The organism is Bacillus sp. CZDM1 (genome assembly GCF_055502545.1).
Map to the genome: position 1 here is coordinate 107820 of NZ_JBUESO010000007.1, position 23140 is coordinate 130959.

Genomic DNA, 23140 nt, shown 5'->3' on the forward strand with positions numbered 1-23140 from the left:
CTGCAGGAGTTTGTAAATTCGCCAATCCCCGCTCACTTCCTTTCAATGAAATTTACTATTTTAATAGTTTGCCTTAAACTTCTCTGAGCTGCTGTGGATTCGAACTTTTCAGTAATGCTTTTTCCACTTTTGATGGTCCACTTCCTTCCTTTTGTTCCATTCGTTTAAACACCCGCAATGATACCCACATGGACACTAGAGAGAATAAACCGATACTTACAAAAGGAATAAATCCAGGTATCATTTTTAACAACAAATAGGTACTGAAATAACCGGCAGCAATCGAAAGTGTATGGAAAGGGGAAGATATCCCAAGTAATAATGCAACACTAAAGTACCGGGAAAACTTTAAATCTAAATGAACATAAATTGGAAAGATATATAATAGTAGGATGAAAAATAGGATACTTAACATAAGCACAAAGACTAAGCTAAACCAATAAGCAATTCCAGGAATGAAAGGCATAAAGGAAATATTGAGATAGATCAAAAGGCTGACCAAGGTTAGAACAACCCCCAGGAAATTTGCTTTCCAAAATTCCTTTCGAAACGTGGTCCAGTATAATTTAAAAAATGATTGATCCTCTGTGTTCCCCATTAACCATTTCCGAATAACTGTAAAGAGACTAACGGTCGAGGGCATAATCCCTAGGATTACCCCGCCACAAAGTGTAAACAATACCCAGAGCAGTTGAAATTGGGCAATTCTCATAACCTTTTCAAAGAAATAAAATAATCTTCCTATTAACCCCTTTTCCTCCATATTGGCCTCCCCTATTTACAAGTGACATTTTTTAATCGATTCACTTGCGATGGTTAAAAATTAGGAACCATCCCTCTAGTTCCATATCCAAATGTTTTCACATAGTAATCCAAACGTTTTCCGAGTTAACAAAATCATTCTACTGTTTTTAGCAAATGATCTAAGCAGGCTTTCGTTTTACAGCCGGCAAAAAGGCTATTTCCATCCGTAAAACCCTCTTCCCGTCCGTGCAGCTCCTTCACCAGCTTCTGTCTCCAATATTCTAAACGGTCCTGAAGTTCTTCATTCTTTACTAGATTATTCAATTCTTGAGGGTCTTGTACTAAATTGAATAACTGTTCCTCCCCCGTTTGAGAATACCAGATATATTTTTCATTTCCGTCGGTTACATAATGATGGGAAAGCTGGCCATATGCATGTTCCCCGTGAATATACTCACGCCATTCTCCTGGCTTCTCATTTAATAATGGCAGAACGCTCTTTCCGTCCACAGAATCGGGAATCTCAACACCTGCCGCATCTAACAAGGTTGGCATAATATCTCTTAGCTCGACAACCTCTTTTGCCACCTGATTTTTCTTAAGCCCCAGCACATTTCCGGGGTCAGAAAGAATAAACGGAACCTTCGCACTTCCTTCGTAGGCCAAGGCCTTTCGGAAAAGATGATGATCTCCCAGCAATTCCCCGTGATCTGAAACAAAAAGTATAACCGTATTATTTAAAACACCGTGCTCTTCCATCGCCATTAAGAAACGGCCGATTTGGTAATCAATATGGGTAATCAGCGCATAATAGGCTGCCTGAGCCCGCTTCAGACGATTTTTTGGTACCTTTCCTTTATAGGTAATAGGGTTATAGCCCGCTCTTTCTAAATCTTCGAGTTCAGCCCAATCACCCACAGGCGGGTCGGGAAGTTCTAAATCCTTATACATATCAAAAAATACCTGCGGCGGATCAAACGGCGGATGCGGTCTAACAAAGGACATCTTTAGGAAAAATGGCTTTGTTGGATCACGTCTTCTTAAGAAATCAATCGACTGAGTAACTACCCAGTTGGTCGGGTGCAAGGCCTCCGGCAAATGCCAAGGCCTTGTGACTGTCGATGCATTACAGTCAAGTCCTAAATCAATCAAATCGGCCTCTGTCCCTGCCCTTTCTTTCAGCCAAAGCAAATAATCGTCGCCGCTGAAATTAAAGGATTCCGCCTCAAGGTTCTGGTGCTTAAAGCGATTGTAATGCAAATACCCATCATGCAAAACCACATTGTGGAAGCCGACTAAATTCCGAGCGGGAAACACATGCATTTTTCCTACCGCTTGTGTGTGATAGCCAGCCTTCGCTAGTTCACCAGGCAATGTATGGTGATAGGTCCAAGGAATCTTTTCCTGATACCCCACACGGCCCGTAGAGGTTTGCGACATTCCCGTTAATACCGACGCCCTTGCCGGGACACAGGTAGGGGTTGCAGTATAGGCATTTTTAAACAGGACTCCATTACGAGCTAGCTGGTCGATATTCGGTGTATCCACTACGGGATGGTCTAGCATACTTAAACAATCCCCGCGCATTTGATCGACCATCATTAACAAAATATTAGGTTTCAAAGGGTAATCACAACCTTTTTTGAATTATAGTGAAGAGACTAAAGTCCAAGATTCATTGTTTCACTAACCAATCTACAAACCTAACAGCAGTTTCTTTATGTTTTGTATTTTTCAAGATACAAACGATTTTATTTTCCGTGTGATAACCGGCGTTGCTTAGCATTGGATTCCCCGTTACGTTAATTCCAAATTCGTTATCCACTCTGATGCCATCATTACCCAAAATATTATTCAATTCCATGAAGGCGTCCTCTTTTACCATAAGATCAAAATCACTTTTTTCTAGTAGTAGTACATCAATCTCTTTCACTCCTATTTGAGCTAGGAGTTTCTGGTATAAATCAATATTGGACATTGAACGGATTTGCCCATCCACTTGCCAAAAGTTCAACCTTACCTCAGATTTTGCATCCTTCCCTAGAATAATAGCGGCTGCTTCATTTTGGAGTTTTTCCTGATTTATCGGGCTGATGGCGTTCCCTATCAGGGAAACTTGTAAAGCCGCTGGTTTCTGATCTTTATCAAAAACGACCAGTGGAACCGCCGCAGCTATAATAAAAATTCCTACTAAAATATGTGTCTTATAATAAAACCAAAAGTTATCAAACCTTTTAAAAAATGTCATTTTTTTCACCTTAGTTTCACTTGGATGGTTTTGTAAATAACGATTGATTATTATGAAAAGACAATCCTCCGATAGTCCGGTTTTAGAGATGATATTCAAACATTACACATAGCGACAAACCATCGATGTTTTCTGGAACTATATCCAAACGTTTTCCTAGTACTGTTAACGGGTTGTGGGTACAACTACAACCGTACTTTAACCGAAATTTTCAATTAATTCCAATATACGCCAACACCCAATAATCTGTCAACACGACATTTTAAACAGGGCGTACAATTCCCGTCCATTACTATACATAATTTAACCCAGCTGTATAGGGAAATGGGATTGGAAATACACCCCCCATTTTATTTTGTAAGTTTTGAATGCTTGCATCTTGTGGTTGAACATCAAATAAAAACGAAACGAAATCTTTAATCGTTAGTGTAGTTGATTGATTACCAAAGGTTATTTCAACATGTTCATGAGCCGCCAATTTAGCTTCAAAAGAATCCAAAAGTTTATCGTTTAGATAGGGTTCTAGTTGTTTTACTAACCTTTCGGGATTTACAATATAGACCGTTCCATCATTTGGATGAAGCGAAAATGGCTGGCCGAGCAGTTCTTTCTCCATTTCATCTTCATACCATGGGACAGCCACTTCTATTTCTTCCAGCTCGTACTTTTTACATGCGTATGAGATAAGATTATGGGCTTCATTTGGTTGACCTGCCCACTCAATCATTTTTCCCTTTTTGGTTTGATTGTTTTGGTCCGGCAGCCCAAGGACTATAAAACTGCTTACCTGGCTATCGGTCTCCATAAGTAATACTTTATGAGTTAAATTAGCACAGCTAGCATTTGCTTCAGCATGAAGCAGCATTTGCAAGTCCGATACACTTTGTTCATATGTAACGGTTCGTTGTTCCGCGATCTTTTTCATTTGTACCACATCTTCATTTCTCATTTCCCTAATCATAGTATCTTGGTTATGGTCATTCCTTTCCGAACAGTACTTGTACTTTTTCACCTGACCAAAATGACAGCAGTTAACTCGTGTATAGAGTGGCAAATCTCCTGATACGAGCAGTAATGAGGCACCGGCTTCATCTATATAGTGAAATACCTTTTCTAAGATTTTACTAGCAATCCCCTTTTTCCGGTATTCTTCTAATGTAAATACTGAACCAAGTGAAAATATAGTTAACTTTGCTTGCCCTATTTTTACAAAAGAAGGTACTAATCCCATAAATGAAACGAGCTCCCCACCTATAAATGCACCAAAGGACTGTTCAATAAAGCCTGGAGAAAATATCGTTGGAAATGCTTCACCCATTGACTTTTGGCCAGTCGTTCGGAATATTTTATCTGAAAATTTAATAGCAGCCTGCCTTTCATTTGCATACAATTGACGAATCTCCATTCTTCTATCCCCATTCTTTTATTAGTGTTTTTAACACTGGAAATAAATGCGTGTTCAATTCTGTCTTTAGTAATATTGTATTTTTGATACTTTTTTGTATTTACATGGAGGTGTGGGACGATCGCCATTGCAAGGATTTTGTCGATTTCCTAATCATTAAAATCTTGATATGCCCTTTTCCCACCCCCTGCTGTTCCAGCAAGATCCAACTGACCTAGTCCTGTAACCCCTTCATGCGTTCCATCCTTTTCCGAATCCACATAGCGGACAAACCAGTTCTCTAGCATGGCTTTCAATTCGATCCGCTTTTGTTGTGTGTCAGGATCAGTTATAAGATTATTCCTCTCATCGGGATCAGCTGCTAAATCATATAATTCATGCGGGCCATAAGGGTAGCGGTGAATATACTTCCATTCCTTCGTACGAATCATACGCACTGGACCATATTCATCGTAGATAACGATATGTGATTGTCCCTGTTTTTGCTGTCCTAGTAAAAGCGGTAAAAAGCTTGTTCCGGGAAGTTTGTCCGCTTCGGGATTTTGGTATCCTGTATATTCAAGAAGGGTCGGCATAAAATCGTAGCCGCTTACTAGCTCATCACAAACCCTTCCACTAGGTATTATCCCAGGGTGTGAAAAAATGGCAGGAACCTTAACGGATGTATCGTACATATTCTGAGGAAAAGTTCCATTCCCTTTTCCCCAAATACCGTGATGACCGCAATTAAATCCATTGTCACTTAGGAAACAAATAAGGGTTTGTTCACGGATGCCTAAATCATCAAGCTTATCTACTATTCTTCCAATGTTTTGATCCATGGCTGTGACAGCCGCAAAATATCCCTTTAGGTTTTCCCTGCTCCCCTCTGGTGCAGTTTGAATCAAATCGGGATGTCTTGGTTCTTGCGGGCATGTTTCAAACGGACAACTATCATAAGAATCCACAATCTCCTGCGGATGACTATTGATCCATGGGTCATGCGGTGCCGTATAATGCACGCTTAAGTAAAAGGGGCCACTGCCATCCTGATTTTCTATAAATTGCAAGGCATCATCCGTAATTAGCTCCGTAAGATAACTGCTTTCATTTACCAGCTCACCATTTCGAATCATCGGGGCGTGATGATAAGCACCCCCACCTACCTGATGAACATACCAATGAGTAAAACCCTTCTGCGGTTTTAGACTATCACCCAAATGCCACTTCCCGCTGATTCCACAGACATAACCATTTTTGGCAAGAATTTCAGTGTATGCCGTTTGCCCCTGTAAATATTCGATCCGCTTGTCTCCAACATTCCCATCACTAATCCAGTCATGTACACCATGCTGGGATGGAATCTTTCCCGTAAATAACGAGGCTCTTGCCGGCGAACAGACGGGTGAGGTACAAAAAAAGTTGGAGAATCTCACTCCTTCAACAGCCAGCCGGTCTAAATTTGGTGTCCGAATCTCATGATTCCCCGCACAGCCAAGCGCCCATGCCCCCTGGTCATCGCTTAAAATAAAAACGATATTTGGTTTATTATGATTTGACAATTCCACCTTTACCTCCTTATCCATACTCGGTTACGGGTCGATCTCTGCACCGCCTTTGCCGCCAAAGATGACGGCACTAGACTGATCATGATCCTGCTTCAATAACTAACAACTATCTAACTCTTCTAAACCAAGGTAAATGCGATAGTGGGGCCTCTACTAATTGATTACACGGTCCTTGAGTGATTATACCGTCTCTATCCTGCCAAGCACCCGAAGGAAATTGAACAAATCGCTGGGTGGTTCCTTTGGTTACTACAGGTGCCACTAAAATATTCTCACCAAGCATAAATTGATCATTCACAGTTTCGAATCCTTCTTTTGGATACATGTACGCCATATGTCGAATAATTGGTTCACCGTTTAATGCAGCATTCTCCGCTATTTGCAGTATTTCATTGCCTAACCTTTCATGAAGCTTAGCTGCCTCAATACAATAACCAAAATGTTCATGATCTAAAACTCTCCATGGCGCTGCCGAAAACTGCATCATCGGAAATAAAGCAGAGCATTGGGCATATCGAACAAATAACTCCTGATCTAATTTATCTGAGTTGGCAAGGAAATTTTGATATTCGCCGCCGCCAATCATATCAGGACAAGTAAAGTAGTAGCCCATTAATCCTTGTGCTAAACCGTTGGGAATAAGGGACCCCAGTCCATTATCTCCCCAGCTGTGTAATTTATCACACAATCTCTGTCCGAGAGGTTCACCAGCCATTTTCCAGCAAGCTCGATATTCGTTTAAACGATTTCGTCTTCCAAGCTTTGCAAACTCTTCTGCATGCCCGTTCGCATGAGTTGGCACTGCACTCCTATCTGTATCTTTATAATATACAGGATCACCGGCATCGAATTTAAAGCCGTCAATATTGTAGGACTCTACGAGATTGTCAAGCTGCTGTTGATACCAGTCCACGGCACCCTCGTTTGTTAAATCCAGAATCGCACTGTAACCGTTCCACCATTGGCGAATGGCCGGCATTCCAGCCTCATCTTTTAAAAGTAAACCATCAGCCCATAACTTTCGATAAACAGAACTATCAGGACTAACAAACGGGCATGTCCACAGCATGACCTTAAATCCCAATTGGTGTAGTCGTTCCACCATTTTTTTGGGATGGTTAAATCGGCTAGGATGAAAGGTCCATACACCGTAATCCTCCTGCCAATTATCATCAATCATTAAAATTCCAGGAGGCATCCCGTTGGCAATAATGGCTTCAGCATATTCTAGTATTTTTTCCTCCTCCTGGTCGTACATGAGCTCAATCCAAGTGTTATATTGTGGTGATGTAAACATCAAGGGCTCAGGAAGCTTCCCAGTTGGAGGGAAAAATTTTGCTTGTACCGCTTTATACACATCTTTTAGATGAAAATATCCCTCGCCTTGTTGAATGTCACCTTTTGCGTTAGAGATCTCCAGCAAGTCTTTTGAAAAAGCGAAATCAAAAGGTTCCTCTGACCAAACGAATCTTCCTTTATTAGAAATAAGGATGGGAGCAGCTTGATTAGGTGTTAAATTGGGGGTTAGCTTTCTTTCAAATGGTTTCTCCCCATAAGGCATATGGATCCCGTCAGCTACGGCCCCCCCCCACCAGTATTCACCATCTAAAAGTTCTATTCGATACTGTTTTTCCACCGAGTTACCTCCATTTACCAACAAATTTTCGATTTAAATTGTGAAACAGTGCACCAATTAAATTGGCATCGTTATCAAATTGACAGGCTTCAACCGTAATATCGAGGGTGGAGATTTCATCCTTCAATTGCTTTAATTCTTGGTTGATGCCCTCAATAACTTCTGGCCGTTTACTAATTCCCCCGCCGATCAGAATTTTCTCCGGGTCAAGAGCGTATTTGATATTATAGATTCCAGATGCTAGCTTTTTGTAGAATATCGTTATGCAATCATCGGCAACGGCATCACCTTCTGCAGCCATCCGAAAAACCCTCTCCCCATCCAAACTTCCCTTTTCCAGGAACTTCCTCCGTTCAACTTCTTGGATGAGAGCATTTGTTGAAGCGACTTGGCTCCAGGTTGATTCCAAGGGATTGTTCAGCGGGTCCCCCATAATCATATAGCCAAACTCTCCCCCATGAAGGGACGCTCCTCGTAAAATGGTATGATTCATTACGATACTGCCGCCAATTCCCGTGCCAATTACCACACAAATATAGTAGTCTGTTTCTTTGGCAGCTCCCAGCCAGCCTTCTGCCAATGCGGCACAGTTTGCGTCATTTTCTATCGAAACGTCAAGATCAGTTCGTTCTCTTATCAATTCGGTAATGGGTACATTGTGGATATAAGGAATAGCACTTGCTCCCCCGATATATCCGCTTTTCACATCCACTGCACCCGGAGAACTTAGTGCAATCCCTTGAAAGGCATAAGACTGTCGATACAGGGTAACAATTTCAGATATCTTCTGCAGAAATTCTTCTAACCCCTCCTGAGGAGTAGGAACCTTCCCGCCCTCTAGCTTCGTTCCGTTCTCATTCATCACCGCATACTTAATATACGTTCCTCCAATATCAAATACCATATAAGCTTTCATGGTCAGCCCCCTCTTGCTAAAACGCTGCTTGTTGTGTCAATAAAGCTGCCCCAATCACTCCCGCTTTTGTACCCAAGGAAGCACTCACCATTTCTACCTTATTCCGCAGCTGTGGATATAAGAAATCATTTACTCTCTCAACAAGCAATGGCATAATGTAGTCCCCTGACTGCATCACTCCGCCTCCAAGGACAATAATGTGCGGATCAACCGTATGAACAATGTTCGCAATCCCTTTTGCCAGGGAGGTAATCATTAGATCGACAATCTTCTGCGCTTCTTTGTCACCGTTCATCGCCAGTACAAATACTTCCCCTGCATGGCCTGTAATTCCAAGCTGCTCTATTCCACGCTTTTTCACTGCTGTTCCGCTAGCCAATGTTTCTAAGGCCCCCACATTCAAGGCGTGGTGCGGCGGTCCGTCTGATTCTACTATGAGATTGCCTATTTCACCGGCGCAAAAATTCGCGCCTTGCAGTAATTGCTTCCGGAAGACAAAGCCGCCGCCCACTCCTGTACTAACAGTAATATAGAAAACAGACTCCTTCCCTTTACCAGCGCCAATAATGGCCTCAGCAAGCGCAGCAGCATTTGCATCATTATCTAGAACGACCTTTTTCTTTAAGGCCTTTTCTAACATGTCCACTAATGGGATATTGTCCCATCCAGGCAAATTATTTGGACTTAAAATTAAGCCTTTTTTCACATCTAAAGGACCAGGAGATCCGATTCCAATTGCGTCAATATTTCGCTCCTTCAGGATATCCACACAATGCTGAATCATTTGATCGATGACATAGTACGGTCCTTTATCACTTTCAGTTTTTATATTGATTTCATCCATTAACTGACCTTCAGATGTAACAACAGCAATCCTTAAATTTGTTCCACCTAAATCAATCCCTAGAAGGTACTTTTCCATTTTACGCCACTTCCTTTATGCTATAAGAATAGATTCATTGAGTTTAGCAGGTGCTAATTAGAAACCATTGCTTTCAGACAACTGTTTATACCATCTGCCTGATTTCTTAATCGTTCGCTTTAAATTGTCCTTTAAATCGACTTCTACTAATCCGTATCGATTTTTATAGGCGTTCGTCCATGACCAGTTATCCATAAATGTCCAAAGATGATAACCAAGGCAGTTTGCTCCTTCTTCAAGCGCTTTATGGACCCATTTTAAATGTTCCTGGATAAACTCGATGCGATAAACATCATCAATGAAACCCTGTTCATGACGAAATTTCTCTTCCCCTTCAACACCCATACCATTTTCTGAGATAAAGAAAGGAATATTATCATAATGATCGCGAATATCAATCATTATGTCATAGATCACTTCCTCACAAATCTCCCAGCCGCGATGGTGATTGATTTTCCGCCCCGGCATCAGATATGGATCAAAGAGATGTTCCGGCATAAACGGAGCGTCTATCGGTGCTGGATTCTCCTTTGCTTTCACACGGCGCGGCTGGTAATAGTTTACGCCTAGAATATCAATAGGATGGTCCCGAATAATCTCCAAATCTCCCGGTTCAACCGCCGGTAGAAGCTCTCTATCTCTTAAAATATCAATTAACTCCTTCGGGTACTCGCCTTTAGTTACCGGATCAAGGAAGCTGCGATTAAAGAACAAATCGGCGATATGTGCAGCCTTCACATCTTCTGCATCCTCACTTCTTGGATATGAGGGTGTTAAGTTTAAGATAATCCCAATTTGACCATTAAGATGCATCTTTTTAAACGCTGCAACCGCTTTCGCATGAGCAACAATCGTATTGTGTGCGACCTGTGCCCCCCGCTTAAAGTCTACAACCTTCGGAAAATGCAAATTATATAAATAGCTGGCCTCAACAGGGACAATGGGTTCGTTAAAGGTAAACCAATACTTTACCCGGTCCCCAAACAAAGAAAAGCAGGTTTCAGCAAAGTTTACATAGGCATCGACCACTTCGCGGGACTCCCAGCCGCCTTTTTCCTGCATGCACATAGGCATATCAAAGTGGTATAAGTTCATGAACGGCTCAATATCATTGGCAATTAACTCATCAATGACCCTATTGTAAAAATCCACGGCCTGCTGATTAATTGTTCCGACACCTTCTGGAATCAGCCTTGACCATTGAATCGAGGTACGAAAGGAATTATGACCCGTTTCCTTCATAAGTTGAATATCCTGTTTGTAGCGATGATAGAAATCGGATGTATCTCCCGGTCCTACCTCATTATGAAAAGATTCGGGTTCTATGCTATACCAATAATCCCACATGCTGGCTTTCCTGCCGTCAATCAAGGCCGCACCTTCTGTTTGCGGACCAGAAGCAGCACTTCCCCACCAAAAATGTTCTGGAAAACGATACGTAAGTTTTTTTTCATGAATAGGTTTGTCCATTGTTCATCACCGTCTCTTTCTTATGTTTTTTCATTACCAAAAGGAGATTAAATTTTTCTCCATTCACTTGGTGTCGCTCCTACCGTTTTTCTGAACTGTTTATAAAAATATGCGGTATCAGAATACCCAACCTTTTTACCAATTTCACCTGCACGGTAATGGGTTGTTTTGAGCAGTTCCTTTGCTTTTTCCAAGCGATATCGGTTTAAATACTCAGAAAAGACAACTCCAACTTCTTTTTGAAATAATTGACCCAGGTAAATCGCATTGACATGAAACTGCTGACCCAATGTTTTTAACGAGACTCCTTGATCATAGTGCACATGGATAAAATCAAGGACATTTTGTACAATAGGACTGCGCATATTTACTTGATTATGAATCGAATGAATGAGCTGCGCGCAATATTCCTTCAAAATGGCTTCCATCTGATGAATCTCTTTGCAGTACATGATTTTTTCGACAGCAGCTGTATAATAGGAAAGATCGTCGGGCTGGAGCGAATAATGGATATAAGAAACTAAATCAAAGGTATACTTTTTCACCGCTTGTGGTGATATATATGGTGACCTTCTCGTTGTATCATGAAAGTATGAATCTACCATTTCCAAGGCTTCCTCATCTGCCTTCAATAACACCTTTACAATATTCTCTTTAAATTCCTGCTGCTTCTTCAATTCTTCCTGCTTATCAATCGTCAACCGTTCAGAAATAAGGACATTAGGGTCTGAGTATATCTGTAATAGACTATACTCTGCTGCAATAGCAAAACTCTCTTCCAAATCCTCTACCGCTTTAACCGGTTTTCCCATCGATAAATAGAAAAAACCGGCCTTGCTTTGTTCACCATTTAGATAATCTACAAAATTATGGTTGTATTGAAATAATTCTTCCTCCGTTGTGCCTCCAAAAATAATCAATAGTTCATGATTCGGACTATTTAGACATATTGCTGAGTATTGTTCTTCAATACATTTCCTCGTTTCCTTTGTTACCTCAGCTTGATGATAATTTTCAAAACTTAAGATTGAAACACTATAATAGGGCTGATTGAATTGAATATTGTAAAAGGACAACCTTTCTAAGCAATCATTCTTATCAATTTCACCATTTAAAAACCGCCATAACGTATTATCCATCAATGTTGACGGTTCGTGTTCCTGATTGACTCCTGTCACGGCATTCAATTTGTCGCCTACATTTCGGATTGTCTTTAATAATTCTTCCTCATCAACAGGTTTCACTAAATAGTTTTCTATCCCTAACAATAAACCTTGCTTAATTAACCCGAATTCTTGGTATCCTGTTAAAACAATACATTTTACCTTCGGCTGAAGGATTTTTACTTCTTTTATTAATTCTAAACCAGTCATTTCCCCCATCATAATATCAGTAACGAGAATGTCTATTTGGTTTTCTTTTAGATAAGCAAGAGCTTCTTCTCCACTCTCCGCTGTAGAAACAACCTCAAAGCCATAATCCGCCCAATCCAACAACGCCTTAAGCCCTATTGTGATTAAAGGTTCATCGTCGACAAGAAGTACCTTATACATCGCTGGTCCCCCTTACTGGAATTGACAGGGTAACAATCGTCCCTTTATTTTGGATACTATTTAAGGAAATCCCAAACTGATTCCCGTTTTTCAATTTTATTCGTTGATGGATATTTCTTAATCCAATGGATTTCATTGCATCACCCTCTTCAGAATTGATATGATGGACAATTCTAGAATGCTCTTCCTCCGTCATCCCCTTACCATTATCTTCAACACAGATTTCTACCAAATCACCAAGATGCCTAGCACGTATAAATAACTGATTATCTGTCCGCTCCTTTTTAAAACCATGCACAAAATAATTTTCAATGATTGGCTGCAAAATTAATTTTTGCACAGGTGTTCGTTCAACATCACTGGGAATATCAAAGGAAACCTGTAATTTGTTTGGGTATTTAAATTGCATCAATTTTAAATACTGATTCACATAATCAATCTCTGTATATAAAGGGACTGTATTTATCGATTCTAAAGAATAGCGGAACAGTTTGGATAAATGGAATATCATTTTACTAGAAGTTTTTGAACCCTCTACGACAGCTACCATCCGAATAGCCTCCAGCGTATTGAATAGAAAATGCGGATCAATTTGTGCCTGAAGTGCCTTTAATTCCGCTTCCTGCTGTTTTAGAGTTAACAGGTAAAATTGTTCAATATAATTATTCAATTCATCTAACATCGAATTGATATTCACTGCGATTTTTGATAATTCATCTTCTTTCTGCGACGTTGGAATCCTTGCGTCTAAATTTCCCTTTTCAACCTGGCGAATAATCGAAACAATGTTATGAATTCGCCGTGAATAATTCCGGGTAAAGGAATAGGTGATTAAAATAGAGATAATGATGAAAAAGATAATCACAATCCACATGGTACCCCTGATAATCGTTAGCTTTTGCCACCCTCTATCAGGTATAACACTTACATAGGTGAAATCTCCTTTGTTAGCAATCGTATTTATATAAAAATCCTCACGCTTCCATTTTACTTTTTTCTGATTGGTTTCAGATTTTAAGTGTTGGATTAAATCTGTGGGAACATCACCCTTATTGACCGAATAAATGATACTTCCCTTTGAATCAACTAAAAAAAAGGATGCTGGTGCCCCATCATGCCTTTTAACAATTTTATCTAAGCGGTCCGTAGAGTAGAAAATGGTAATCTCACCTATTTTTTCAAGCGACACTGGATTATTAATAACAAGGTTTTTGGTAATGGTATCTCTTAATTGCCGGCCTCTTGGTATCCGATTTCTATTAAAGTTTGGAATACCTTCCAAAGAAAGTGAACTGTCTGAATCTGCTGGACGGTCAATTATGCTTTTAGCCCAGCGCAAATTATCATAAATGAGCATATATTCAATCACAGGATTTTCTAATGAGCGGATACCTATGGCATTAATATCGGGATCTTGACCAAAATAAGCATTGAAATAGGTATCGATATTCTTTGGAACAAATGATTGGCTTTCAGAGAATTTATCTAAACGGTATTCTAAATATTTCTCATACCCATTATGAAGAGCAAAGGAAATATCATCAACCATATCCCCTTTAACATGTAAATCCCCTTTGGCTCGATTAATATCTGTATCCTTTGCGGAAAGGTAATCCTCTACCCTTTCCATCGTCCTTGTATTGATATTAACTTCTTTTTGAATAATAATATCGGAGTAATAGTTAGTAATAGTAATAATTAAGATAATAACGGTCGCAATGATTGTTAGCGAAGAGATTAAGAATAGTTTATTAAAAATATTTTGTGTAAAACGTCTTTTTCTTCTATTTTCCATTTTGATGTCCTCGTTTTTATCTATTGTTTATTCTAGTCTACAACAATAGAATACTTATAACACTTGCTGACCATTAAACTTTTGCATTTTTTCACAACCAAAACACAATGAAATAAAATCAAGCCGAGAGTAACCACCCAGCTTGATTTTTTTGTTCTTATTTTTGTTCGCTCTTCCATTTATCAAATTGCGTTTGAATTTCCTTTAACACCTTGTCAATTCCAGCTTCTTTTAACTTTTTATTGTATTTTGGCAGGTATTCTTCTGGGTCGACAGATCCTGTTGCCAAAGCTGGATAGAATTCTTTTGAGATATTCGTAATTGATGCAAGTTCTGATCTTACTGGGTCACTATTGAAGTGGAAACCAAGGGTTGGTGCTGGTTTTGCAGATTCATTAAACTCTTGGAATTTTTCCCATTTATCTTTCGGATCATTTTCATATAGATTAAGGATGAAATGGTTTCCTAAAGAATAAGTTGGCAAGTTGTAGCGATCAATACGTGCTGGAAGATCTTTAATCGTTCCATCCTCATTCTTTTCGTAATGAACTCCTTCAATTCCTTTATCAACAAGGTTGCGAAGATATGGATCTGTGTTAAGGAGATTTAAGAATTCCATTGCTTTTTCTGGATTGTCTGATGTTGCTGAAATGGCCTGGATAGAACCTGATACAGAATCATTAAAAGTAGTTGGTTCTTCAGCTGGTACAGAAACTACATCATATTTTGCTGCACGTGTCCATAATGAATCCGCATATGGCTGGGAATCTCCCATGCGGACAAACCAGTTTTCTACATCCATTGGCCAGCTGTCCTTACTTGTTGCAGCATCCTCTTTAAGATATCCTGCCTTATAATAATTATGCATTGTTTTATAGGTTTCCATCGCTAAATCAGATTCAAATTGGTTAATAACATTCTCTCTGTCACCATCAATTGGGAACGCAAATGGCATTTCATTATTAAAGACATAGTCAAATGGAAGATAAGCTTTAAATGTTGCCATTGGTGTAATGGATGGTTCGTTTTCTTTAATAACTTTTAGCATTGGTTCTAGGTCTTCTAAGCTTTGTACCTTTGAAATATCAAAGTTGTATTTGTCCACAAGACGTTTATTAAATGTATAAACCGTTTGTCTAGCGACCTCTTTATTAGTAGGAACACCATATACTTTTCCGTCAATCTTAATACCCTCTAAAAACGCTGGGTCGATCGCTTCTTTTAGATCTTTGCCTTCCTTGTTTAATAGCTCATCAATCGCTAGGAATGCACCTTTTTGGGAATTTTGAACATAGTCAGTACCATTTGTGAAAATAATGTCAAATGGTTCCCCAGAATTAATCATTACTTGTGATTTTTGTGCCCAATCTCCCCAATCAATTTGGGTCATTTTTACTGTGGCATTAATTTCTTCCTTCAGATATTTGTTTACTTCTTCGAATACCTTATCAGTATCCTTTTGTGGAGTTCCAATTGTGTACCATTTAATTTCATATGGTTGACCATCTTTTCCCTCTTTGTCTGAGGTAGCATTATCTTTACCGCTGCACGCAGCAAGAATCATTCCAGTGGTAAGAACGAATGCAAGAAGAAGCATTAATCTTTTTTTCATTTCTAACTCTCCTCTTTATATATATTTATTCTTTAACGCCGCCAATAGTCAGTCCGGTAATAAAGTACTTTTGGAAGAACGGGTACGAAACTGCAATTGGTAAAGTGGCGATAACGACCATGGCCATTTTTGCTGACTCTTGTGGAATGGTATTAAACAAGCTTGACTGCATAATAGCTACATCCATATTTTGCCTCATGAATTCAAGATTTGCTTCTATTTTCATGAGTAGTGATTGCAAAGGTACTAAACTAGGTTCATCGATATATAGTAACGCCGTAAACCAATCATTCCAATAACCTAATGTACTAAACAAGGCAATCGTGGCAATTCCCGGTAAGGAAAGCGGGAAGATAATTTGAAAGAAGATTCTCCATTCACTTGCTCCATCAATCCTTGCTGATTCTAAAATCGACTCAGAGACTGATTTCAGGAAGAAGGTTCTCATAATAATTATATAAAACGCATTCATTGCAAGGGGCAGGATCAATGCCCAAATGGTATTCTTTAAACCTAAAAACTGTGTGACAACAATGTAAGTTGGAACTAGACCGCCACTGAAAAGCATAGTAAAAAATGCTAGAAACGTGAAAAATCTGCGATACTTAAATTGTGGTCTTGAAATGGCATAAGCATAAAACGTTATCATAAATACACTAATAATCGTTCCAACAATCGTAATAAAAATTGTAACACCATAAGAGCGGAAGAATTGCGCCTTCATTCCCCATAGATAACGGTAAGCATCAATGCTCCAATCTTGCGGGATCAATTGAAAACCATTTCTTACTATACTCTCTTCACTAGTAAACGAAATAATGATGACATAGAAAAAGGGGAAAATGCACATGACTGCTAAAATTCCTAGTAACACACTAATAATCGTATTTACGACTGGGTGCAGGTGTTGAGGGTCTCTATACTTTTTCCTTAAAGCCTTACCCCCCCCCCCTTTCATTTCATTCGTTGATTGTGACACAGCGATAGATGATTGAGTTTGCAGTTCCTTTGGCATAGTTTAGCCGCTAAGCGACCTTCCCTCCCTTCTTAGAATTGCACAAGCTTCTAGGTGCAAAGCTAGTCAATTCTCAAAACTAAGTTTTTATACTAACCTAGTAAATAATCTAAAATAATGCACTTTCTTCATCCACTTTTCTTACAATATAGTTCGTAATGATGACAAGGGTAAATCCAACGGCTGACTGATATAGGCCTGCTGCCGTACTCATACCAATGTCACCCAAATTCATAAGACCTCTGTACACAAATGTATCGATAACATTTGTAACTGAATAGAGTGCTCCCGAATCTCTTGGTACTTGATAAAAGAGTCCGAAATCCGAGTTGAATATTCTTCCGATATTCATGATAGTAAGGATAATCATTAATGGTTTAAGCATTGGCAGGGTAACGTGCTTAATCTGCTTCCACTTCGAGGCACCATCAATCATGGCTGCTTCATAATACGCTCGATCAATCCCGACAATGGACGCTAAATACACGATACTTCCGTAACCGACACCTTTCCACAGAGCCATAAACACTAGGATAAACGGCCAATATTTCGATTCGCTATACCATGAAATTGGATCGATATTGAACCAGCCAAGAACATGATTTAATAGGCCGTGATCCGTACTTAAGAACGTGAATACAAAGTAGCTCCCGATAACCCATGAGATAAAGTGCGGAAATAGAATAGAAGTTTGATAGACTTTTGATAACTTCTTATTCACCAGCTCGCTAAGCATGATTGCTGTTCCCACAGCCGCAATTAACCCCACTACAATAAAGATAATATTGTATACCAGGGTATTTCTGGTTATAATCCACGCATCACTTGTACTAAACAAATATTCAAAGTTTTCCCAGCCAACCCACTCACTGTTCATAACACTGGCAAAAAATCCATCTGGGTGAATCCTGAATTTCTTAAAAGCCAAAACCTGCCCAAACATTGGTAAATAGGAAAATAATAGAAGCCAAATCGTTCCAGGCAGAACCATTAACAGCCAGATTCGGTTTTTATATATATCACTCAGTATTTTTTTCATATTCATCCTCCTCTCAGTTGTTGTAAGCACTTCCATATCTATATTTTATAGTGAAAGCGCTGCTATTTATAGTTGACTAATTTGGGATTAAGTGCAAAAATCTTAGTTAACTGAAATTTATATCCTCGAATGAAGAAATAAGACCAGATGGTGACTGCCAACTGGTCTTATTTTTTATATTACAAGATTCTTATGGTCTTAATTTCATATGGTTTAATATCAAACTCAATTGGCAAATAGCAACGTTTAGCCACTGCTTCTTCCATTAGATTGGTTTCCATCCATGAAGTGATATTTTTGCCAACATCAAGTGTAACCTTCCCTCTTCGTCCCTCATACTCATGCATGCGGACAATGATTCCGTTACCATCATAGGCCGGCTTCACGGCATCAAACCAGACGTGGTCAGAATTTGTATCTAGGAATGACGCTTCTTTTGTCCATTTCCCTTCTACAGCAACAATCGAATCATTGAGATCCCATGCCTTTTCGACTGTCTTACCTTTCCTCCAATCGCCGATATGTGGATACAGCGAATAAACAAAAGAATGGGTTCCTTGATCCGCTTCTGGGTCAGGATGAATCGCTGATTTTAATAAGGTTAAACGCATTGTATTTTCTTTGATATCATAGCCATATTTGGAATCATTCAATAAACTTACGCCATAATCCGGTTCAGATAGATCAGCCCATTGATGTCCCACCGTTTCAAATTTGGCCATGTCCCAGCTCGTATTCCAATGCGTAGGACGCTTTACATTTCCGAATTGGATATCATAGGTTGCCTCCGTTGTTCGAACATCTACAGGGAAAGCAGCCTTCAGCAATTTTCTCTTTTCGTGCCAATCAACACTTGTGTCAAAATCAATTCTGCGATCATTTTGATAAAAAACAATCGACTGCGAAATATCAGTATGATGATACTTCCACTTAACATGAATAGTAAAGGAAAGCTCGCCATCTTCAACTACTTCAAATGAGGCTAGATCGTTAATTTCTTCCATTTTTTCTTGATAGAAGATATCAATATCCCACGCATCATGTGCGAGTGGCTTATCTTCAAAGATTTGCAGAACGTTTCCTCTTTCATTTTCGGCTAGAACATGACGTTTTGCCTCTTTATCATAGATCGTTGTTATCTGACCGAATTCATTCCATTCAACGAGATAAAACGGTGTTTCTAATTTGCGGTCATGATAGATAAAGCTTGATTTCTTTTCGCGGGCAGCTTCCTGTGGTTCAAAAGATAACGTTTTAGCACCAAAGGATGGGAGTCTATCCACTTCAACAAGCCAGCCAGCAGGAAGCTTTTGATGCGGTAACAGTGTTCCGTTATCATCTCTCCATACCCCCGCTTTATAATCAGCAAATTGAGGGATCACAACATTTCTCATTCCCTTATGATGTGAAGCGTTAAATAGCACCACAGAACGGTCAGCCTGGTCAATCCCGCTATTGATTACACGTGAACTTACATTTTCGCCTAGTTCCATCGCTTCCCTGTATTCTTCCTTTGCATCCTCATATACCTCATGAATAGACGAACCTGGAATAATGTCATGGAATTGATTTCGTAAAATAATTTTCCAACCGTCTTTAAGCTCCTTATCCCCAATCCACTCGCCATTTTCAGATATCCAGGAAGATAGGAATTCAACTCTTCTATATAAAAGCTCCAATTTACGATTCGTTTGTTTCATAAACGCCTGGCTTGTATACGTGCCCCGGTGGTATTCCAGATACAATTCGCCATCCCATTTATGGATATAGCCGTTAGATTCCGCTACATTTTGGTGAAGCTTTTCAAAAAACTCTCCAGCTGTTGACGTCTTTACATTCGGCATACCAGGCATCATGTCCAGTCTGCTTCGCATTTCAAGCATGTGGCGATTGACTCCGCCGCCGCCGTCGCCATATCCGTATGAAAGCAGAAGATCTTTTGACAGGTCCTTATCACGATAGCCCGTCCATGCTCCTTTAACCGTTTTGGCAGTAATAAAGCCATTATACGTATAGAACCAAGAGTCCGGACCGTTCCATGGTTCCGGCGTTGTAATAAAGTGCGTTAAAATCTCTGACCCATCGATTCCCTTCCAGTAAAAGGTATCATGCGGCATGCGGTTGTATTGATTCCAGCTGATTTTCGTTGTCATCATTGTTTTAATGCCTGATTTTTTTAAAATCTGCGGCAATGCCCAGCTGTAACCAAAAACATCGGGAAGCCATAAATATTCACAATCCACCCCAAATTCTTCCTTAAAGAAGGCTTTTCCATGCAGGATTTGGCGGACAAGAGACTCGCCGCTAGGAATATTACAGTCCGCTTCCAGCCACATCGCGCCCCCTGCTTCCCATTTACCTTCCGCAATTCTCGCTTTCATCTGTTCGTAGATGTCAGGGTAATCCGTTTTGATATAATCATAAAGCTGCGGCTGTGTTTGTAAGAATAAATATTCTGGGAATTGCTTCATTAAATGCAAGACAGTCGAGAAGGAACGTGCTGACTTCTCTCTAGTATTTCTTAATCTCCAGAGCCAGGCAACATCGATATGTGTATGGCCAACACTGTGCACCGTTATATCTGATGATTTATTGATTGATTGGAGTGCCTTTGTTAGATTCTCCTCCGCTGCATAACAGGATTCATAAAACTCATGACTTCCAGGTTCCGTCCAACGGATAAACTGCAAGGCATTGGTAAGCACCTGCTTCAAAATCGTATAGGCTGACTCTTCCTCACTTGTTTCCATCAATACTTCATAAGCTGCCAAAAGGGTGTAGTATAAGTTATCCACACGCTTATCAAGCCAGCCTATTTTCGCCATCTCCAGTTTAAATTCATTTTCAACCGGAACTCCCCCGCCTTCCAGCCCTGACCAAAGTCTAAAATCTAAACGCATTGGCCCCTTAGTGGAATCTTCATCGAAGAGAACTTCTTCATGATTGGAATCGACGCCTTGATAGGGTTTGCCATTTACAAATAGTAAGGATTCAAAACCTGAATTATGCCCCCCTCCCGTCTTTCCGAAGGAGAACAGCCCGACAACCTGCCTGCTGTTGTTTGGTATGTGACAATCAACGTCTGCATGAAGCCAGATATATCGATCCCGGCCTTTCCAATAATCGCCTAGATTCATGATATTTTTTTCATCGTAAGATTCTGGCGGGTAGGCCCCTACCTTGCCGTCATCCTCCTGTGTGGTAAATTGATCAATTGTAATGCAATCGCGATAACGATAACCTTCTAATTCCCGAATACGGGCTTCAAACTTTCTTTCCGTTAAAAACAATCCGTTCACCCCATTTAGTTATTTTAGGATTTTATCCTTTATAATGAAAAGTTTCCTGCAGTGACGATCCGATGATAGACATTGCCTCCAACTAAGCCGTCAACAATTTCCCAAGGCCCATCATGGCGTAAGCGTTCTTCCTCTAATTCCTCAAGAGCAGAAATCCTGCCCTCCAGCCATTCTTGGATCCGATATTTTACCGAGTCAATTCGGATAATGACTCCGCCGTATCGAATATCGAGTACCTCCCAGCCAAAAGGCTTGTATGATTCAAACCAAACTTTTCGGTGCTTTTGACGTAATTGGTCCACATTCGTTTGAATCCAATCCAGCTCTGAGAGGATTAATCTCATTTGCTCGTAATCTTTTTTCTCGTAAATTTCTTTTATCTTAATTCCGATTTCCGCCTTCACGCTTAGAACCCTTGCCAATTGCTCATAGAAGTCAAATAGACTTTCCCATTTTGGGTTGTTGTGCTTTGCTTTTTCAATCTTGGAAACAAGTTTTTCATAATGCTCCCCTAAGGATAATCCTTTACAATTTTCATCATATAAACCGATTAGTATATCCTGGTACAGCAGCACTTTAGAGGTCATCGACGTATTCATGTTATCTTGCATAACGCCAGGGGTCTCATCCAGCTTTTTCAGGATCATGAAATCATCAAAGTTTCCTTCATCGCAGAATGCATAGCGCTCAGCTGTTTGTTCAAGTGTGACTTCCTTATGATAGGTGTGCTCCGCAAATAATTGTAAGATGGGTAAGGAAGTAGAGAATGGTGTTTCGGCTCCATTGTCGCCCCACAACGTGACAAACACTTCTTTAATCCCCTCTTTTTTACAAGCCGCCATAGAAGCCTCCGTCGTTGCAATGGCTTTCCCGTAGTTAGGGACAATTCCATTCCATGTCCACGCGCCGCCAGCAAAAATTGGGGTCTGGCCGAGCAGCTTATGGTGTTGAAAATCTTTTTCATAGATTTCCTGCTCTTTCCGATAATAATTCCAATAGACAAGCTCTACATCAGGGATGGAGGCAAGTATGTCTTCGCGAATTTCCCCGTTTTCATCTCGGTATTTACTGTCTTCCGAAAACAACGGAAAGTACATATCGCTCCAAATCATCGGTTTTAGACCATACTTATCCGTAATCGAAACGACCTTTTCCAAATGCCTATTCATGATATCAATATGATTCTCATAGCCATGTTTTTCTAAATATTTACCTAAACCAAGCTGGAACGTCTCATCCATACCTATATGAATACGCTTGGTCCGGAAAGGCTCGGAGGCAGCCCTGATACAGTTTTCCAAGAATTCATATGTCTCAGGCTGATCAACCAATAAAATGTCGTCTGTGTCTTTAATATTGGAAGCATAATTCCATTTAAGCGCTTCCCGTAAATGACCCAGTGATTGAATACAAGGGATCATTTCAATCCCTAACTTCACCGCGTAGTCATCACATGCCTTTAATTCCTCAGCAGAATATCTTCCCCGCATATACCCGAAATAAGGATGTTCCTTTACCTCGTACGTATCCTCTGTATAGAGCATCAATGTATCTAATCCCATTACAGCCATTCTTTGCAGCAGCTTTTCTACATCTGAAACAGTTGGGACCGCATTTCTAGACGCATCGAGCATAACACCGCTCATTTCAAACTGCGGTTCCTCTGACAAGTCAAACTCGTTCTCTTTATAAAAATGTTCAAGGAATAATCCTAAGCCGCGAAAAAAGTGAATAGGCCTCTCAAAGCGAATTTCCCCCTGGCCATTGTGATTCATAACACGCAATGGACCCTTTTGCTGTTTTAAATATACCGGATAGCCATCCTCTGAAAGTTGAACCTTTAAATTCTTTATTATAATATTAAGCCCTTCGGTAATAGAGGATACGTCACCGGTTACGTGTAGTTTCATCTTTCTCCCTCATTTCGTTTCACTTTCAT

Annotated in this window: 16 protein-coding genes; all 16 read right to left on the reverse strand. The window is 40.0% G+C overall.

Annotated elements, in window-relative coordinates; all coding sequences use genetic code 11:
• Positions 1 to 73: 73 nt before the first annotated feature.
• Positions 74 to 763, reverse strand: coding sequence for a YesL family protein (locus tag ACY3XC_RS17150; RefSeq protein WP_464869626.1), 690 nt, complete (start codon positions 761 to 763; stop codon positions 74 to 76).
• 134 nt (positions 764 to 897) lie between these two features.
• Entirely contained in the window at positions 898 to 2367 is a 1470-nt protein-coding gene (locus ACY3XC_RS17155) for an arylsulfatase (RefSeq protein ID WP_464869627.1), read from the reverse strand.
• A gap of 52 nt (positions 2368 to 2419) precedes the next feature.
• Complete coding sequence (locus tag ACY3XC_RS17160; RefSeq protein ID WP_464869628.1) at positions 2420 to 2992, reverse strand: hypothetical protein; 573 nt, start codon at positions 2990 to 2992, stop codon at positions 2420 to 2422.
• Positions 2993 to 3284: 292 nt separating this feature from the next.
• Positions 3285 to 4397: a GNAT family N-acetyltransferase gene (locus ACY3XC_RS17165; protein WP_464869629.1), complete on the reverse strand. Its 1113-nt coding sequence runs from the start codon at positions 4395 to 4397 to the stop codon at positions 3285 to 3287.
• Between the two features lie 149 nt (positions 4398 to 4546).
• Complete coding sequence (locus tag ACY3XC_RS17170) at positions 4547 to 5944, reverse strand: sulfatase-like hydrolase/transferase (protein WP_464869630.1); 1398 nt, start codon at positions 5942 to 5944, stop codon at positions 4547 to 4549.
• Between the two features lie 106 nt (positions 5945 to 6050).
• On the reverse strand, positions 6051 to 7580 hold the full coding sequence (locus ACY3XC_RS17175; protein WP_464869631.1) for a glycoside hydrolase family 31 protein: 1530 nt from the start codon (positions 7578 to 7580) through the stop codon (positions 6051 to 6053).
• A 4-nt stretch (positions 7581 to 7584) separates the two neighbouring features.
• Positions 7585 to 8496 (reverse strand): ROK family protein, encoded by a 912-nt coding sequence (locus ACY3XC_RS17180; RefSeq protein ID WP_464869632.1) that lies wholly within the window; start codon positions 8494 to 8496, stop codon positions 7585 to 7587.
• A gap of 16 nt (positions 8497 to 8512) precedes the next feature.
• A complete protein-coding gene (locus tag ACY3XC_RS17185) occupies positions 8513 to 9418 on the reverse strand; it encodes an ROK family protein (RefSeq protein ID WP_464869633.1) in 906 nt (301 codons plus the stop codon).
• 57 nt (positions 9419 to 9475) lie between these two features.
• On the reverse strand, positions 9476 to 10888 hold the full coding sequence (locus ACY3XC_RS17190; RefSeq protein ID WP_464869634.1) for a glycoside hydrolase family 1 protein: 1413 nt from the start codon (positions 10886 to 10888) through the stop codon (positions 9476 to 9478).
• A 47-nt stretch (positions 10889 to 10935) separates the two neighbouring features.
• On the reverse strand, positions 10936 to 12441 hold the full coding sequence (locus ACY3XC_RS17195) for a response regulator transcription factor (RefSeq protein ID WP_464869635.1): 1506 nt from the start codon (positions 12439 to 12441) through the stop codon (positions 10936 to 10938).
• Complete coding sequence (locus tag ACY3XC_RS17200; RefSeq protein WP_464869636.1) at positions 12434 to 14236, reverse strand: sensor histidine kinase; 1803 nt, start codon at positions 14234 to 14236, stop codon at positions 12434 to 12436. The genes ACY3XC_RS17195 and ACY3XC_RS17200 overlap by 8 nt, the downstream gene beginning before the upstream one ends.
• Positions 14237 to 14393: 157 nt before the next feature.
• Entirely contained in the window at positions 14394 to 15848 is a 1455-nt protein-coding gene (locus tag ACY3XC_RS17205) for an ABC transporter substrate-binding protein (protein WP_464869637.1), read from the reverse strand.
• Between the two features lie 25 nt (positions 15849 to 15873).
• The gene (locus ACY3XC_RS17210; protein WP_464869776.1) at positions 15874 to 16806 is read right to left on the reverse strand and encodes a carbohydrate ABC transporter permease; all 933 of its coding nucleotides are present in this window, start codon (positions 16804 to 16806) and stop codon (positions 15874 to 15876) included.
• A 166-nt stretch (positions 16807 to 16972) separates the two neighbouring features.
• Positions 16973 to 17902 (reverse strand): ABC transporter permease, encoded by a 930-nt coding sequence (locus ACY3XC_RS17215; RefSeq protein ID WP_133368908.1) that lies wholly within the window; start codon positions 17900 to 17902, stop codon positions 16973 to 16975.
• A gap of 179 nt (positions 17903 to 18081) precedes the next feature.
• Positions 18082 to 21192, reverse strand: coding sequence for an alpha-mannosidase (locus ACY3XC_RS17220; RefSeq protein WP_464869638.1), 3111 nt, complete (start codon positions 21190 to 21192; stop codon positions 18082 to 18084).
• A gap of 38 nt (positions 21193 to 21230) precedes the next feature.
• On the reverse strand, positions 21231 to 23111 hold the full coding sequence (locus ACY3XC_RS17225) for a family 20 glycosylhydrolase (protein ID WP_464869639.1): 1881 nt from the start codon (positions 23109 to 23111) through the stop codon (positions 21231 to 21233).
• Between the last annotated feature and the right edge of the window lie 29 nt (positions 23112 to 23140).